Raw genomic sequence first — 16,343 nt, 5'->3', positions numbered from 1 at the left:
TAGCGGCCCGATCACTTCCCATTCTTCGTCTGTAACGCCAATCCGCTCGCCCAAGGCAGCCTCCAAAAGCCAGCCTTGAATCAAGGTCCGAGTCCACAGTCAAGCTTTGTCCACGAAGCCTAGTCCATTGAGTCCTGTTCCTACTTGAAACGAGTGATAGGTCCATTTCTTGTCCTCACCAATCTGAGGATAGAATCCTTTACTAAGGAGAAAATTGTTTATATTGTTTTCTTCCGATAGTTGAATGCCCTTTGTTTCAGTAGAAGTTCCCTGCCGAAGCATATCGGACCCGATTGAAACCGTAGTCAAAGTGTTTAGCTCCGGATAGCTAATTTGCTTCGTCGGAGCCGTATAATTTCGCGGAGTTGATGCACATCCGCTTAACACAGCGGCAGTAACTGCCATCACAATTGCATTTTTCATCATTTAGCCCCCCCTTGTAGCGATGCACACGCCCCTATCTCACTGTGCGCTGACTATCCTGACTCGAAAAATATTTTGTTGTCAATCAGGCCGCGTCCGCCGGCCCGTTTCGAATTTAGACCAACCCTTAAACTAAATAGGGCAGCTGCTGCGCCCCGCGTGACAACATCCTCGCCTAGGATTACAATCGCAGCCCATCGCAGCCAGGGACTCGCGGATGGCGAGCCGCTGCGTATCGTGGTGCTTTGGTCGCTGGCACCGATCCGGGGCCGCATCTGCGGATGCGGGGCAAGGGGGCGACAGCGCATGAAAAAAGCATCCGATCTGTTCATCGACTGCCTGGAGGAAGAAGGCGTCGAATATATCTTCGGCGTTCCGGGCGAGGAAAATCTCGACTTTCTCGACAGTCTTTCGCGGTCGAAAACGATCAAACTGATCCTGACCCGGCACGAGCAGGGCGCCGGGTTCATGGCCGCGACCTATGGCCGGCACACCGGCAAGACCGGCGTGTGCCTCGCGACGCTGGGGCCGGGCGCGACCAATTTCGTGACCGCTGCCGCCTATGCGCAGCTCGGCGGCATGCCGATGATGATGATCACCGGGCAGAAACCGATCAAAAAGTCCAAACAGGGCCGCTTCCAGATCCTCGACGTCGTGCGGATGATGGGGCCGATCACCAAATTCACGCACCAGATGGCCTCGTCGGACAATATCCCGAGCCGGGTGCGCGAGGCGTTCCGGCTCGCCGAGGAGGAAAAGCCCGGCGCGGTGCATATCGAATTGCCAGAGGATATCGCCGACGAGCATACCGACTCCACGCCGATCAGACGCAGCCACAGCCGCCGCCCCACCGCGGACGTCAAATCGGTGCGCGAAGCGGTCAAGGCGCTCGAAGGAGCGAAATCGCCCGTGCTTGTGATCGGCGCTGGGGCGAACCGGACGATGACGAGCCGCATGCTGCTGCAGTTCATCGAAAAGACCGGCATTCCCTTTCTGACCACCCAGCTCGGCAAGGGCGTGATCGACGAACGGCATCCGAAATTCCTCGGCTGCGCGGCGCTCAGCGCGGGCGATTTCGTCCACCGCGCGGTCGAAGCGTCCGACTGCATCGTCAACATCGGTCACGATGTGATCGAAAAGCCGCCCTTCTTCATGAAGGCGGGCGGTCCCACGGTGATCCACGTGTCGACCAAGACCGCCGAAGTCGATCCGGTCTATTTCCCCGAAATCGAGGTCATCGGCGATATCGCCAACGCGATCTGGCAGATCAAGGAAGACATCGTCCCGAACGGTGGCTGGAAATTCGACGATCTGCTTCGCTACCGGCAGGCCGAGGTCGCGCACACCGCGCCGCTCGCCGCCGATGCGCGCTTCCCGATCTTTCCGCCGCATCTGGTGCAGCAGGTGCGCGAGGCGATGCCCGACGACGGGATCATCTGCCTCGACAACGGTGTCTATAAAATCTGGTTCGCGCGCGGTTACACCGCCTATCGTCCGAACACGGTGCTGCTCGACAATGCACTTGCGACGATGGGCGCCGGGCTGCCAAGCGCGATGATGTCGGCAATGCTCTATCCGACCCGCAAGGTGATGGCGATCTGCGGTGACGGCGGCTTCATGATGAACAGCCAGGAAATGGAGACCGCGGTACGCCTGGGCCTCAACCTGACCGTGCTCATCCTCAACGATTCAAGCTATGGCATGATCCGCTGGAAACAGGCGAACATGGGGTTCAAGGATTGGGGTCTGACCTATGGCAATCCCGATTTCGTCCAATATGCCGAAAGCTATGGTGCAAAGGGCCACCGCGTCGAAAGCGCGGCCCACCTCAAGGAACTTCTCGCGCACTGCCGCGATACTCCGGGTGTGCACCTGATCGACTGCCCGGTCGATTATTCGGAGAACGACCAGATTTTGAATAACGACATCAAACGGCTGTCGAAGGAATTGTGATGCGCTCCTGGATTCTCGCTTTCGCGGGAATGACAGATGAGTTCTCCTTTATGTTATGTCATCCCCGCAAAAGCGGGGATCCAGGAGCAGCATGGAACGGGTCTACTATGTTTACATATTGGCAAGCGGGAGAAACGGGACGCTTTACGTCGGCGTGACAGCCAACCTTGCGCAACGGATTTGGCAGCACCGGAACGGCGAAGGCTCGAAATTTTCTGCGAAATATGGCGTCGATCATTTAGTACATGCGGAGGCTTTTGCCGATGTGAACGAAGCCATCGCACGGGAAAAGGCGATCAAGAAATGGCGGCGCGCGTGGAAGCTGGAATTGATCGAGCGTGGCAATCCGCAGTGGCTCGACCTGTATCAGAGGATCAACGGCTGACTACGCCGCCCCTGGATCCCCGCTTTCGCGGGGATGACAGAGTGTTGGAGAATGATTGTGAAACTCAAGGACACCTACCCGCTCTATCTGAACAACAAGGCGGCGCAGCCGAACACTGACCTCGCCGTCACCGACAAATATACCGGCGAGGTCGCCTTCCGTACCGCGCTCGCCACCCCCGACGTGATCGACGAAGCAATCGCCGGGGCGGTGCGCGCGGCGGCACCGATGGCGAAGCTCGCGAGCTATGAGAAACAGGAAGTCCTGAACCATTGCGTCGCCCGCTTTCGCGAACGGTTCGACGAACTCGCGTTCGCGCTGTGCGTCGAGGCGGGCAAGCCGATCAAGGACAGCGAGGGCGAGGTTACGCGGCTGATCGACACCTTCCGCATCGCCGCCGAGGAAGCGGTGCGCAACTATGGCGAGGTACAGCCGCTCGACATTTCGGCGCGGGCGAAGGGCTATATGGGAATGTGGAAGCGCGTGCCGATCGGGCCGTGCAGCTTCATCTCGCCGTTCAACTTCCCGCTGAACCTCGCCGCGCACAAGATCGCGCCGGCGATCGCGATGGGCTGTCCGTTCGTGATGAAACCCGCGTCGATGACCCCGCTCGGTGCGATCATCATGGGCGAGGTGCTCGCCGAATGCGACATCCTGCCCGAAGGCGCGTTCAGCATCCTGCCCGCGACGCGTGACGGCGCCGACCTGTTCACGACCGACGAGCGATTGAAGCTGCTCAGCTTTACCGGCTCGCCCGCAGTCGGCTGGGATCTGAAGGCGAAAGCCGGAAAGAAGAAGGTCATCCTCGAACTCGGCGGCAATGCCGCGGTGATCGTCGACAAGGATGCCGACCTCGACCACGCGCTCGAACGCATCATCTTCGGTGCCTTCTATCAATCGGGGCAGTCGTGCATCGGGGTGCAGCGGATCATCATCCACGCCGATATTTACGACCGCTTCCGCGAGATGCTGGTCGAAAAGACCAGGACGCTGGTGGCCGGTGATCCCAAGGATCGCGATACCTTCATCGGCCCGATGATCTCCGAAAAGGAAGCGACGCGCCTCGACGACTGGATCCAGGACGCGATCGCGGACGGCGCAAAACTGCTCACCGGCGGCAAACGCGACGGCGCGATGCTGGAAGCGACATTGCTCGAAAATGTGGGCCGCGACGCAAAGGCCTATCGCGAGGAAGCCTTCGGCCCGCTCGCGATCCTGTCGAAGTTCAGCGACTGGTCGGAAGCGATGGCCGAGGTCAACGACAGCAAGTTCGGCCTGCAAGCCGGGCTTTTCACCCGCGACATCCAGCAGGTTCTGGACGCGTGGGACGAGCTCGATGTCGGCGGCATCGTCGTCAACGACGTCGCCTCCTACCGCGTCGACAACATGCCCTATGGCGGGGTCAAGGATTCGGGGCTCGGGCGCGAAGGCATCCGCTTCGCGATGGAGGATATGAGCGAAATCCGGAATATGGTGATCCGGCGGGTCTGATCCTCCCTGCGGCGGAGCCGTGGGGAGGGGGACCGCCGCAGGCGGTGGAGGGGCAGCGAGCGTAGCGAGCGCTTGCGCGCTCGGCCCCTCCGTCAGCGCTGCGCGCTGCCACCTCCCCATCGCTGCGCGACAGGGAGGATTTGCGAACAACGTCACCGAACCGACGCAAAAGCGTCGCCGAACCGTCTTCGCTTTGATTCGACGGGTGTAACAAAACTCGTGTCTAGGCCGTGGGCAGCCAAAAGCTGCCTACGGAGTACGACATGGCCTCGATTTCGACCCTGCCGATCCCCGCCAACTTCCCCGACCCCTATGCCGCCAAGCCGCATGTGCCCGAGCGGCTGATCGGCGAGCGGAGGAGCTATCGCACCATATGGGTCAGCGACATTCACCTCGGCACCCGCGGCTGCAACGCCCCGCTGCTGATCGACTTCTTCGACCATGTCGACTGCGAGACGCTCTATCTCGTCGGCGATATCATCGATGGCTGGCGCCTCAAGAAGCGGCATTTCTGGCCGCCCGAACATAATGACGTCGTGTGGCGGGTTCTGAAGCGCGCCAAGCGCGGCACCCGCGTCGTCTATGTTCCGGGCAACCATGACGAGATGGTCAAACCGTTCGATGGCTTCAATTTCGGGGGGGTCGAGATAAGGCGCGAGGCGGTGCACGAAACCGCCGACGGCAGGACGCTGTTGATCGTTCACGGCGACGAATTCGATGCGGTCATGCTGGCGCACCGCTGGCTCGCCTTCGTCGGCGATGCCGCCTACACGGCGCTGATGAAGGCGAATGTGGTGGTGAACGCCGTCCGCAGCCGGCTGGGCCTGCCTTATTGGTCGCTGTCGATGGTTGCCAAGCACAAGGTCAAGAATGCGGTGCAGTTCATCGGCCACTACGAAGAAGTCGTCGCCCACGCCGCACGCTCGCGCGGTGTCGACGGCGTCGTGTGCGGGCACATCCACAGCGCCGAGATGCGCGAGATCGAAGGCGTCGAATATTTCAACGACGGCGACTGGGTCGAGGGCTGCACCGCGCTCGTCGAACATCACGACGGTCGCATGGAAATCCTCCACTGGGCAGAGGAGGTCGCCTCGCGCGACGCGCCGACCCCGATCGACCGGCAGTCCCCGGCCCGCGCGGCCTGAGGGTCACGCGATGCGTATCCTGATCGTCACCGACGCCTGGGAGCCCCAGGTCAACGGCGTGGTCCGGACACTCCAGGCGACGGTCGCCGAACTGCGCCGTGCGGGGCATGAGGTGGCGATCGTTTCGCCCGATCTCTTTCGCTCGATCCCCTGTCCCACCTATGGCGAAATCCGCCTGGCCTTTGCCGGGACGCGTTCGGTGGCGCGCCATATCCGGGCGTTCGCGCCGCATGCGATCCACATTTCCACCGAAGGGCCGCTCGGACTCGCGGCGCGGCGCTGGTGCCTCGCGAACCGCTTTCCGTTTACCACGGCCTATCACACGCGATTCCCCGAATATGTCGCCGCGCGACTTCCGGTCTCGCCCGGGATCGTGTGGCGCTTCATCCGCTGGTTTCATCGGCCGGCACGGCACATCATGGTCGCGACGCGGTCTCTGCAACGCGAACTGGAGGCGCAAGGCCTTCACCAGACGATGATGTGGGAACGCGGCGTCGACCATTCGCTGTTCCGGCCCGATCGCGCTGCGCATCCCTCGTTCGCCGGCGCGACCCGCCCGATCCAGCTCTATGTCGGGCGGGTTGCGGTCGAAAAGAATATCGCGGCCTTTCTCGACACCAGCCGCCCCGGAACGAAAGTCGTCGTCGGAGACGGCCCGGCGCTGGCCGACCTGCGAACGCGATATCCCGACACCCTTTTTCTCGGAAAACTCGGCGGCGACGCGCTGGCTGCGGCCTATGCCGGAGCCGATGTCTTCGTCTTTCCCAGCAAGACCGATACATTCGGCCTCGTCATCATCGAGGCGCTGAGCTGCGGGACGCCGGTCGCGGCTTATCCGGTGCCCGGCCCCGGCGACATCGTGACGCCCGACGCGGGTGCGCTGGACGATTGCCTGGATACCGCCATCGCCAGAGCCCTGACGTGCGACCGCGCGGCGGCGGCCGAACTCGGCACCAGCTATAGCTGGTCTCGCTGCACCGAGCAGTTCGTCGAGGCCCTGACCTTCGTCCCGTCGGGACGCGCGGCCCTGCCATCGCCAGTCGGCCTGGCCGCCACTCGCTAGAGCCGATCGACATTCAGACGATGGCGAGCCGGCTCTAGAACGACTTGCGCCACTCTAACTCGACATAGCGGCCGAGCGCATCGGTGTAGCCCGGCTGATAGTTCAACGGGACGACTCCGCTCGCGTCGGTAACCTTGCGCTGCGCATCGAACAAATTGTCGACCGAAAAACGCAAGCGCGAATTCTTGAGGAAAGGCAGATCGCCCGTCACCTTCGGCATCTGGTTGAAATCGGCAAAGATGCGGAGGTTGAAGGTCGCAAGATCGTGGAATTTCAGATCGCCGTTGGCCCCGCCAACGACACTGCTGCCGCTGTCGTACTTGGCGCTGATCCGCGTTCCGATTCCCTTGTAGAACAGGCCGCCGTCGAGTTCGACCAGGTGACGATTGCTGCCCCCGCCGCTGCCGGTGGCGGACCCGTTCAACAGGTCGAGTTCGGGAACGCCCGGACCGATCAGGACACGGTCGGTCAGTTTGATCGTGTGATACAGCGATACCTGCCAGCGACCGCCCTGCGGACGCCCGAACGGCCCGCCCCCACCGCCGCGCCGGCCCATACCGCGACCGCCGCCGCGTGGTCCGCCGTCGGCCCTTGGCGGCGGCCCGCCCTTCGCAGCCTCGCCGGCGCCATTTTCCGAAGGAGGAGGAGCGTCGCCGCCCTCCGGTGGAGGCGCATCGGCGCGTCCCTGCCCTCTCCGTCCGCGCGGGCTCTCCGACGCGTCGGACTGTCCGAAGCTCTTGCCGAAATTGAACCCCCAGCGGATCTGCGAATTGGTGGCCCGATCGAAATTGACCGGCCGCTGGTCGATCGCGAGGAGCGTGCCGTCGGCGGCGCGCACCACGCGGTCGGGGAACGCTGCCTCGATTTCCGGGGTCAGCAGCGGAAAGCTGCTCGCCGTGTCGTCGCTGCGATTATGGTTATAATCGATCGAGAAACGCAGGCCATCGACCATCGGCAGTTCCCAGTTGAGCCCGAGCTTGATGTCGCGACGCTGTTCGGCCAGCAGGTTGGGATTGCCGCCCGTCGTCGTCGTCACTTGCACCGTCTGGCCGGTGGAAAAGTCGTAATAGGTCACGCCGTCGGTCGTAAGCGGCGCTGCGCCGAGCTGCGTTACGGACGGGGCCGCCTCGTCGCGCTTGTAGCTCGCGATCAACGACAGATTGTCGGTGAGCCCCCAGTTCACCGTTGCCCCCCAGCTGGTCAGCGCCGAGAAATCGCTCGGCCGCTCCGCCTGGGCGTTCAGCGTCAGCGACAGCCGCCCGACCTTGCCGACATTATAGTCGGGATCGAGCAGCGGGACCGTGAGCGATCCGAAAACATTGGGGGTGTCGCGTGCAAGATCGGCGATGGTAACGTCTCCGCCGCTGATCGCGCGGCTGTCGTACCGCAATCCGGTATAGCCGCCCGTGATCGATGCACGGATCGGCCCGGCCCAGCCCTCGATCACGCTGCCCGAAATATTCGCGTTGGCCCCAAAGCTCTGTTGACTGCTGTCGAAGCGATCGGTCGTGCCGCCGGCGCGATCGGTGAAGGTCCGTTGATCGGCGTCGGAATAATTGCCGGTAACCGACCAGCGCCAATCGTCGAGCATGCCATTGAGGCTCGCCGACCCCTCCCAATTCTGCGTCCGGCTGTCGCGGCGCAACGGATCGCCGACGCCGCCGGCGCCCGGTCCGAGCAGCGCCAGGCTGTCGGTCTGGTCGAAACGCAGGCTGCCCTGGATATCGGTAACCTTGCCCAGGTTGCGGACGATCGTGCCCTCGATCGTATATTGGTCGCTGGCGGGAGACAGGCTGCGCGCCGGCGCTTCGGCAGCGCGATCGGCATCCTCATATTGAAGATTCCTCTCGCTTTCGAGGAGCATGGTCTGATGCTCCCAGCTTGCGTTGAGGTTGAGCCGGCCCTTGTCGCCGATGGCGATGAAACCCGGTTCCAGCTCACTTTTGAACTGCCCGCCCTGCGTCGGGGTGCCCGCCTCGGCTTCCATCGACACCTGGCGGAAATTCGGCTTGAGGACGAAATTGACGACGCGCTCGGTCGCCGCGTAGCCATATTGCAGTGCCACTTCCTCGGGAAAAACTTCGACCTTCGCAATGGCCTCGGGCGGGATGCGCCGTACCGCGCCGAAGCCGGAAATACGGCGGCCATTGACGAGAATCACCGGTCGCCCGCTGCCGCGCCCGCGTCCCGAACGCGTGATCGGCTCGAGCGCATCGAGCAGCTCCTCGACCGACGACACGCCATAAGAGGCGATCGCCGCCTCGTCGAGTTCGGCCTCGGCCGTGAAATTCGTATCAAGCTGCCCGGCAAGTCGCGTTCCGGTGACGACGATTTCGTCCTCATCTTCGTAAGTATCGTCATCGCTATGCGCGGGCGCAACGGGCTCGGCGGGCTGTTCGGCCGTCGCCGCAGCCGACATGGGCAGCGCATCGCCACTATTGGCGAGCGCGGGCGCGGCGAAAGACGCGGCGGTCGCCAGCAACAGGGCCCGGTTCGTCAAGGATAAGCGAATTTTTTTCATTGGGAGAGGAGCTTTCTATTTTTTGTCTGCCGGTGTTGTCTTAATGCGCCGGGCTGAATGCGGCCTGACGTCGATTTGCCCCGGCGGTTCATCTGGTCGCAGTTTGTCGCAATAATATGGCAGGGCCATCTCTTCTCTGCGAACAACCGATCGCGACCGCTGGACAGCATAGCCGCGGCTCTTTATCGGCCACCCATGCCGACTCCAGACGCCCCGCTCGCCCCCGAATCCATCCTGATCGTCGACTTCGGCAGTCAGGTTACCCAGCTCATCGCCCGCCGCGTTCGCGAAGCCGGCGTCTACAGCGAAATCGTCCCGTTCAGCGCCGCCGAGGCCGCGCTCGAACGCATGCAGCCCAAGGGGGTGATCCTCTCGGGCTCGCCGGCGTCGGTCCCCGCCGCGGGCAGCCCGCGCGCGCCGCAGGCGATCTTCGACAGCGGGGTGCCGATCCTCGGCATCTGCTACGGCCAGCAGGTGATGAGCGAGCAGCTCGGCGGGAGTGTCGAGCCCGGCGGCGGCGACGGCGAGCGCGACGGCGAATTCGGCCGTGCCTTCCTGACCGTCACCGAACCCTGCGTGCTGTTCGACGGACTGTGGGAGGTCGGCGAGCGCCATCAGGTATGGATGAGCCACGGCGACCGCGTGACCAAATTCGCGCCGGGCTTTCGCATTGTCGCGATCAGCGACGGCGCCCCCTTCGCGCTGATCGCCGACGACGAGCGCCGCTATTACGGCACGCAATTCCACCCTGAAGTCGTCCACACGCCCGACGGCGCCAAGCTGATCGCCAATTTCGTGCGCCACGTCTGCGGCTGCTCGGGCGACTGGACGATGGCCGAGTTCCGCGCGACCAAGATCGCCGAGATCCGCGAGCAAGTCGGCGACCAGCGCGTGCTTTGCGGCCTGTCGGGCGGCGTCGACAGCGCGGTCGCGGCGGTGCTGATCCACGAAGCGATCGGCGAACAGCTCACCTGCGTCTTCGTCGACCACGGCCTCTTGCGCATGAACGAGCGCAAACAGGTCGAGGAGCTGTTCCGCGGCCATTACAATATCCCGCTCGTTGTCGTCGATGCAGAGGCGCGCTTCATGGCGGGACTCGATGGCGTCACCGACCCCGAAAAGAAGCGCAAGTTCATCGGCGCCGAATTCATCAACGTCTTCGAGGAAGAGGCAAAGAAGATCGGCGGCGCCGACTTCCTGGCGCAGGGCACCCTTTATCCCGACGTGATCGAGAGCGTCAGCTTCACCGGCGGCCCCAGCGTGACGATCAAGAGCCACCACAATGTCGGCGGCCTGCCCGAGCGGATGAACATGAAGCTCGTCGAACCGCTGCGCGAATTGTTCAAGGACGAGGTCCGCCTGCTGGGCAAGGAACTCGGGCTTCCCGACATTTTCGTCGGCCGCCACCCCTTCCCCGGCCCCGGCCTCGCGATCCGCATTCCCGGCGAAGTGTCGAAGGACCGCTGCGACATCCTGCGCAAGGCCGACGCCATCTACCTCGAGGAAATCCGGGGCGCCGGACTCTACGACGCGATCTGGCAGGCGTTCGCGGTGCTGCTCCCGGTCAAGACCGTGGGTGTGATGGGCGACGGCCGTACCTACGACCATGTCTGCGCACTGCGCGCCGTCACCTCGACCGACGGCATGACCGCCGACATCTACCCCTTCGACGCGAGCTTCCTCTCGCGCTGCGCGACGCGGATCATCAACGAGGTTCAGGGAATCAATCGGGTGGTATACGACTATACGTCGAAGCCGCCGGGCACCATCGAATGGGAGTAAGCAAGCATGAGCCGCGCCGAACGCCTTGACGTCCAAGCCTCCGGCGGCTGCCAGTGCGGCGCGGTGCGCTATCGTGCGAGCGCGATGCTCGACACCTCGCACATCTGCCATTGCCGCATGTGCCAGAAGGCGGCGGGCAATTATTTCGCGGCGCTCGTCGGCATTCCGCGCGACGCGCTGACGTGGACGCGCGGGACGCCCGCAGTCTTCAAGAGTTCCGACCCGGTCGCGCGCGGCTTCTGTCGCGACTGCGGAACGCCGCTCTATTACGACTATCTGGACAGCCAGCATCTGAGCGTCACGACGGGCTCGCTCGACGAGCCCGCGCGTTTTCCGCCGAAGATGCAGTTCGGTATCGAGGGTCGGATGCCGTGGTTCGATACGCTGCCCGGCCTCTCGCAAGAGGGGACGACCGAGGACAGCATGAGCGCACAAGTCGGCGCGATCGCCGCGAGCAACCATCAGCACCCCGACCACGATACGACAAGCTGGCCCGAATGACCCCTACCGCAAAAATCCTGCTCCTCGGATCGGGCGAGCTCGGCCGCGAATTCGTGATCTCGGCGAAGCGGCTCGGCTGTCATGTCGTGGCGGGCGACAGCTATGCCGGCGCGCCCGCGATGCAGGTCGCCGACGAAGCCGAGGTGTTTTCGATGCTCGACGGCGATGCGCTGCGCGCCGCGATCGAAAAGCATCGCCCCGACCATGTCGTGCCCGAGATCGAGGCGATCCGCACCGAAGTGCTCGCCGAGCTGGAGGCCGAGGGGGTTCATATCGTTCCCTCGGCGCGCGCCGCACAGCTGACGATGAACCGCGACGCCATCCGCGACCTCGCCGCGAGCGAGCTCGGCCTCGCCACCTCGACGTTCGAATATGCGACAAGCCGCGACGAACTCGCCGCGGCCGCGACGCGCATCGGCTTTCCCCTCGTCGTGAAGCCCGTGATGTCCTCGTCGGGCAAAGGCCAGAGCACGGTCAGGGACGCCGACGGCATCGACGCCGCGTGGGACTATGCCGCCGCCGGGATGCGCGGCGACCGGCTGCGCGTGATCGCCGAGGCGTTCGTCGATTTCGATTATGAAATCACCTTGCTGACCGTGCGGCACAAGGACGGGGTGTCCTTCTGCCCGCCGATCGGTCACCGGCAGGAGCGCGGCGACTACCGCGAAAGCTGGCAACCCGTTGCGATGTCCGCGGCCGCGCTGCAAGCCGCGCAGGATATGGCGACCAAGGTCGTCGATGCGCTCGGCGGCCACGGCATCTTCGGGGTCGAATTTTTCGTGAAGGGCGACGCGGTGATCTTCTCCGAACTCAGTCCGCGCCCGCACGACACCGGCATGGTGACGCTGATCTCGCAGGACCTGTCCGAATTCGACCTCCACGCGCGCGCGATTCTGGGCCTGCCGATCCCCGCTATCGCGCTGCGTGGGGCGAGCGCCAGCGCGGTGCTGCTCGCCGATCGCGACGCGCAGGATTTCGCGATCACCGGGCTGGCCGACGCCTTGACGTCACCCAATGCCGAAACCACGGTCGACGCCCGCATTTTCGGCAAGCCGGTCACGCGCCCCTGGCGCCGCATGGGCGTCGCGCTCGCGCGGGTCGACGGCGGCACGACCGACGAAGCGCGCGCGGCGGCGGTTGCGGCGGCGGGGAAGCTGACGATCGACTATCGGGGGTAGGCTGCGGAGGGGAGGGACGGCTGCTTGCGACCGAAAGCGACTCTTCCTCTTCTCGTCACCCCGGACTTGATCCGGGGTCCACTAGGCGCAACGTTGGAAGAATGGATCCCGGATCAAGTCCGGGATGACGAAAGGAATATCTGCATATCTGGGTGATCCCCGGCGAAGGCCGGGGTCCAGCGCGCAAGCGCCGCGCCTGACGCATGGACCCCGGCCTTCGCCGGGGATCACCTTATGATGCCACCGCCGCAATGTCCGCTCTCCACCCCAAAGCCGACTTCGCAAAAAACCGCTGTCCTACACCATTCGGCTGTGCCAGCCTTCGCCCCTGCTCTTTCGACAGGTGGATAAAAGCGGTCACACCCCGGTTTACCATGCCGGCGGGAGCCGGCGCGGCATGGTCGCCGAACGCAAGCCAGCGGCGGCTGCACAAGGCTGACCTTTACTGAACTTTGCAACGGCGAGGCGGATCCGGCCCGCGATACCCGAACCGACGTAGCTAGGCCGCCCCCCTTCGCGCTGCTACACCCCGCGCCATGTCCGAGAAGAATCACCTCTATCTAGTCGATGGCTCCAGCTACATCTTCCGCGCCTATCATCGCCTGCCGCCGCTGACGAACCCGAACGGCGTCCCGGTCGGTGCGGTCTATGGCTATACGACGATGCTGTGGAAGCTCGCGAAGGAACTGCACGAGGCCGACGGGCCGACGCACCTCGCGGTGATCCTCGACCATTCGAGCGAATCGTTCCGCAATGAAATCTATGACCAGTACAAGGCGAACCGGCCCGATCCGCCCGAGGATCTGATCCCGCAATTCCCGCTGATCCGCGACGCGACGCGCGCCTTTTCGCTGCCCTGCATCGAGATGGCGGGTTTCGAGGCCGACGATCTGATCGCCAGCTATACCGAGGCCGCGGTGCGAGAGGGCTGGGACGTCACCATCGTCTCGTCGGACAAGGATCTGATGCAGCTCGTGCGCGAAGGCGACGGCGCGCCGCAGGTCGACATGCTCGACACGATGAAGAATGTCCGCCTGGGCATTGCCGCGGTCGAAGAGAAATTCGGCGTCGGTCCCGAACTCGTCGGCGACATCCTCGCGCTGATGGGCGACGCGGTCGACAATGTCCCCGGGGTGCGCGGCGTCGGACCGAAGACCGCGACCAAGCTGATCCTCGAATATGGCGACCTTGAAAAGGCGCTGTTGGGGGCGGCGACGATGAAGCCGTCGAAGCTGCGCGACAATCTGATCGAGCATGCCGAAATGGCGCGCTTGTCGCGCGTGCTCGTCGAATTGAAGCGCGACTGTCCCCTGCCCGACCCGCTCGACGCATTGAAGCTCGACGCGATCCCGCCCGCGCCGCTCAAGGCCTTTCTCGACGAGCATGGCTTCCGTTCGCTCTCGGCGAAGCTCGACGTCGGCGCCGCGCCCGGCGGTCCGCCGACCCCGCCGCGCGCGGGCGACGAACCCCCGAAACCTGCCGATGCCGACGGCTCGACCCCGGCGCTGCCGCCGATGTCCGCCATCGACCGCACGCTGTATGAATGCGTGACCAGTCTCGACGCGCTCGACCGCTGGATCGCCGAAGCGAAGGCGGCGCATGTCGTGGCGATCGATACCGAAACCGCCAGCCTCGACAGCGTGACGGGCGACCTCGTCGGCGTCAGCCTGTCGATCGCGCCGGGGCGCGCCTGCTATATTCCGCTCGGCCACGGCGGCACCGACATGTTCGCCGAGCGCCCACAGCAGATCGCGATGGCCGATGCCCTGCCGCGGCTCGGTGCGCTCTTCGCCGACGATTCGGTTCTTAAAGTCGGGCATAATCTGAAATACGACATCGGCGTCCTCGCGCAGCACGGGCTGACGGTCGCGCCCTATGACGACACGCTCGTGATGAGCTTCGCGTTCGACGCGGGCAAACATCAGCACGGCCTCGACGAATTGGCCAAGCTGCACCTCGACCATGTCTGCCTGACCTTCAAGGAAATGTGCGGCACCGGCAAATCGCAAATCAGCTTTGCCGAGGTCCAGCTCGATCGCGCGACCGAATATGCCGCGGAGGACGCCGAAGTCGCGCTACGCCTGTGGCAGCTACTGAAACTCCGCCTGCCGATCGAGGGCGGAACGCGCATCTATCAGATGGTCGATCGCCCGCTCGTCGCGACGGTCGAGGCGATGGAACGCGCCGGTATCATGGTGAACCGCGACTATCTGGCGAAGCTGTCGGCCGAATTTGCGAGCGAAATGATGCGCATGGAGGGCGAGATCCACGAAGAGGCCGGGCAGCCGTTCACCATCGGCAGTCCGAAACAGCTTGGCGAAATATTGTTCGACAAGATGGGACTGAAGGGCGGCCGCAAGGGCAAGTCGGGCGTTTGGTCGACCGACCAGAACGAACTCGAACGGCTGGAGCGTGACGGTGTACCGATCGCCCGCAAGATCCTCGAATGGCGCCAGCTCGCCAAGCTGAAATCGACCTATACCGATGCGTTGCAGGAACAGATCAATGCAAAGACCGGGCGCGTCCACACGAGCTACAGCCTCGTCGGCGCGCAGACGGGGCGCCTGTCGTCGACCGACCCGAACCTCCAGAATATCCCAATTCGGACCGAGGTCGGGCGTCAGATCCGCGATGCGTTCATCGCCGCGCCGGACCATGTGCTGATCGCCGCCGATTACAGCCAGATCGAGCTGCGGCTTGCCGCGCATATGGCCGACGTGCCCGAACTCAAGCAGGCGTTCGCGAAGGGCGAAGATATCCACTCGGCGACGGCAATCGAGCTGTTCGGCGAAGTCAACCGCGATACGCGCGCCCGGGCAAAGACCGTCAATTTCTCTATTCTCTACGGCATTTCGCGATGGGGGCTCGCCGGCCGGCTCGAAATCACGCCCGACGAAGCGCAGGCCCTGATCAGCCGCTATTTCGAACGTTTCCCGGGCATCTCCGATTATATCCGCGATACGCTGGAAGGCGCGAGGGAGCGCGGATACACCGAAACGCTGTTCGGCCGGAAGACCTGGTTTCCGCGCCTGAAGGCCGCGAGCCAGCACGAGCGGCAGGGCAGCGAGCGTGCGGCGATCAACGCGCCGATCCAGGGGACCAGTGCCGACCTTATCAAGCGTGCGATGGCCCGGATGCCGCAAGCACTGGCCGACGCGAATCTGACCGATGTGCGGATGCTCCTTCAGGTGCACGACGAACTCGTCTTCGAAGCCCCCGCCGTTCAGGCCGACGCCGCAGCCAAGGTCATCCGGCGCGTGATGATGAGCGCGGCCGAGCCGATGCTGACCCTGTCGGTGCCGCTCGAAGTCGAAATCGGGACCGGCTCGAGCTGGGGCGACGCGCATTGATGTTCGCGCTGCTTTTGCTCGCTGCCCAGTCGATTGCGCCGCTCGCACCGACCGGGCCGGCGGTCGTCGACGCGCCGGCACCGCCGCCCGTGGCCGACGCCGACCTGCGGGAATACGCCGCAATCGTCGGCCGCAAGGTGGTCGGAAAGCCCGTAAACGGCCCCTATGGAACGGCGGACAAGATTCTGGTGCTGGGGCGTGACGACAAGCAGTATCCGGTGGTTGTCGCAAGCTTCGGCTACCCGGTGCGCGAATCCCTGCCGCCACCCCCGGGTCCCGCGCTGGCGCTCGTCCGGCTGCATCAAACACCGAGCACCGTCGTTCCGGGACCGACCGATGACGACCGGGCCTTTGTCGCGGCGAACAGGCTTCCCCTTTTCGTCATCGGCGAATGGGCGCGCCCCGCGCCAATGTGGGAGGTCGCCTGGATCGACGGAGCGGTTCGCGTTCGCACGATCGGCGAAGTCGGCGAAATCGGTCCGTGGCAGGATTGATTGCCGCGACGGATTGCCACACGCTGCCTTTAATCCCGCGCCCCTTGCGACTATGAC

12 protein-coding genes are annotated in these 16,343 nt (G+C 64.0%); 10 read left to right on the top strand and 2 right to left on the bottom strand.

Going from position 1 to position 16,343, the window contains the following annotated elements:
• Positions 1–99 precede the first annotated feature (99 nt).
• A complete protein-coding gene (locus tag AC58D2_RS10300; protein ID WP_497389951.1) occupies positions 100–426 on the bottom strand; it encodes a hypothetical protein in 327 nt (108 codons plus the stop codon).
• Between the two features lie 303 nt (positions 427–729).
• On the opposite strand from AC58D2_RS10300, the gene AC58D2_RS10295 reads away from it, so the two are divergent.
• The 5 genes from AC58D2_RS10295 (at position 730) to AC58D2_RS10275 (ending at position 6,460) form a co-directional block, all read left to right on the top strand.
• Positions 730–2,376, top strand: a complete 1,647-nt coding sequence (locus tag AC58D2_RS10295) for an acetolactate synthase large subunit (RefSeq protein WP_497389949.1) — start codon at positions 730–732, stop codon at positions 2,374–2,376.
• A 91-nt stretch (positions 2,377–2,467) separates the two neighbouring features.
• Positions 2,468–2,761 carry a GIY-YIG nuclease family protein gene (locus AC58D2_RS10290; RefSeq protein WP_497389947.1) on the top strand — a complete coding sequence of 98 codons (294 nt, stop codon included), beginning with the start codon at positions 2,468–2,470 and terminating at the stop codon, positions 2,759–2,761.
• Positions 2,762–2,812: 51 nt separating this feature from the next.
• Positions 2,813–4,252, top strand: coding sequence for an aldehyde dehydrogenase family protein (locus AC58D2_RS10285; protein WP_497389945.1), 1,440 nt, complete (start codon positions 2,813–2,815; stop codon positions 4,250–4,252).
• Positions 4,253–4,515: 263 nt separating this feature from the next.
• The gene (locus tag AC58D2_RS10280; RefSeq protein WP_497389943.1) at positions 4,516–5,397 is read left to right on the top strand and encodes a UDP-2,3-diacylglucosamine diphosphatase; all 882 of its coding nucleotides are present in this window, start codon (positions 4,516–4,518) and stop codon (positions 5,395–5,397) included.
• A 10-nt stretch (positions 5,398–5,407) separates the two neighbouring features.
• Positions 5,408–6,460: a glycosyltransferase family 4 protein gene (locus AC58D2_RS10275; protein ID WP_497389941.1), complete on the top strand. Its 1,053-nt coding sequence runs from the start codon at positions 5,408–5,410 to the stop codon at positions 6,458–6,460.
• 34 nt (positions 6,461–6,494) lie between these two features.
• On the opposite strand, the gene AC58D2_RS10270 is transcribed toward AC58D2_RS10275, so the two are convergent.
• The gene (locus AC58D2_RS10270) at positions 6,495–8,960 is read right to left on the bottom strand and encodes a TonB-dependent receptor plug domain-containing protein (RefSeq protein ID WP_497389939.1); all 2,466 of its coding nucleotides are present in this window, start codon (positions 8,958–8,960) and stop codon (positions 6,495–6,497) included.
• A gap of 216 nt (positions 8,961–9,176) precedes the next feature.
• On the opposite strand from AC58D2_RS10270, the gene guaA reads away from it, so the two are divergent.
• The 5 genes from guaA (at position 9,177) to AC58D2_RS10245 (ending at position 16,286) form a co-directional block, all read left to right on the top strand.
• Positions 9,177–10,763: a glutamine-hydrolyzing GMP synthase gene (gene guaA, locus AC58D2_RS10265; RefSeq protein ID WP_497389937.1), complete on the top strand. Its 1,587-nt coding sequence runs from the start codon at positions 9,177–9,179 to the stop codon at positions 10,761–10,763.
• Between the two features lie 6 nt (positions 10,764–10,769).
• Positions 10,770–11,264: a GFA family protein gene (locus AC58D2_RS10260; protein ID WP_497389935.1), complete on the top strand. Its 495-nt coding sequence runs from the start codon at positions 10,770–10,772 to the stop codon at positions 11,262–11,264.
• Positions 11,261–12,442, top strand: a complete 1,182-nt coding sequence (gene purT, locus AC58D2_RS10255) for a formate-dependent phosphoribosylglycinamide formyltransferase (RefSeq protein WP_497389933.1) — start codon at positions 11,261–11,263, stop codon at positions 12,440–12,442. The genes AC58D2_RS10260 and purT overlap by 4 nt, the downstream gene beginning before the upstream one ends.
• 536 nt (positions 12,443–12,978) lie before the next feature.
• The gene (gene polA, locus AC58D2_RS10250) at positions 12,979–15,792 is read left to right on the top strand and encodes a DNA polymerase I (protein ID WP_497389931.1); all 2,814 of its coding nucleotides are present in this window, start codon (positions 12,979–12,981) and stop codon (positions 15,790–15,792) included.
• Positions 15,792–16,286 carry a hypothetical protein gene (locus AC58D2_RS10245; RefSeq protein WP_497389929.1) on the top strand — a complete coding sequence of 165 codons (495 nt, stop codon included), beginning with the start codon at positions 15,792–15,794 and terminating at the stop codon, positions 16,284–16,286. The genes polA and AC58D2_RS10245 overlap by 1 nt, the downstream gene beginning before the upstream one ends.
• Positions 16,287–16,343 lie beyond the last annotated feature (57 nt).

The sequence above is a fragment of the Sphingopyxis sp. CR5 genome, from assembly GCF_059693785.1.
The sequence above is the reverse complement of the archived record's forward strand: the minus strand, read 5'-3'. Positions and strand labels throughout refer to the sequence as shown.

Bases quoted from the DNA above. Each gene is read 5' to 3' on its own strand.
- AC58D2_RS10245 (WP_497389929.1), top strand. From the start codon at position 15,792: ATGTTCGCGCTGCTTTTGCTCGCTGCCCAGTCGATTGCGCCGCTCGCA.
- polA (WP_497389931.1), top strand. From the start codon at position 12,979: ATGTCCGAGAAGAATCACCTCTATCTAGTCGATGGCTCCAGCTACATC.
- AC58D2_RS10295 (WP_497389949.1), top strand. From the start codon at position 730: ATGAAAAAAGCATCCGATCTGTTCATCGACTGCCTGGAGGAAGAAGGC.
- AC58D2_RS10260 (WP_497389935.1), top strand. From the start codon at position 10,770: ATGAGCCGCGCCGAACGCCTTGACGTCCAAGCCTCCGGCGGCTGCCAG.
- AC58D2_RS10275 (WP_497389941.1), top strand. From the start codon at position 5,408: ATGCGTATCCTGATCGTCACCGACGCCTGGGAGCCCCAGGTCAACGGC.
- AC58D2_RS10285 (WP_497389945.1), top strand. From the start codon at position 2,813: ATGATTGTGAAACTCAAGGACACCTACCCGCTCTATCTGAACAACAAG.
- AC58D2_RS10300 (WP_497389951.1), bottom strand. From the start codon at position 426: ATGATGAAAAATGCAATTGTGATGGCAGTTACTGCCGCTGTGTTAAGC.
- AC58D2_RS10280 (WP_497389943.1), top strand. From the start codon at position 4,516: ATGGCCTCGATTTCGACCCTGCCGATCCCCGCCAACTTCCCCGACCCC.
- guaA (WP_497389937.1), top strand. From the start codon at position 9,177: ATGCCGACTCCAGACGCCCCGCTCGCCCCCGAATCCATCCTGATCGTC.
- AC58D2_RS10290 (WP_497389947.1), top strand. From the start codon at position 2,468: ATGGAACGGGTCTACTATGTTTACATATTGGCAAGCGGGAGAAACGGG.
- purT (WP_497389933.1), top strand. From the start codon at position 11,261: ATGACCCCTACCGCAAAAATCCTGCTCCTCGGATCGGGCGAGCTCGGC.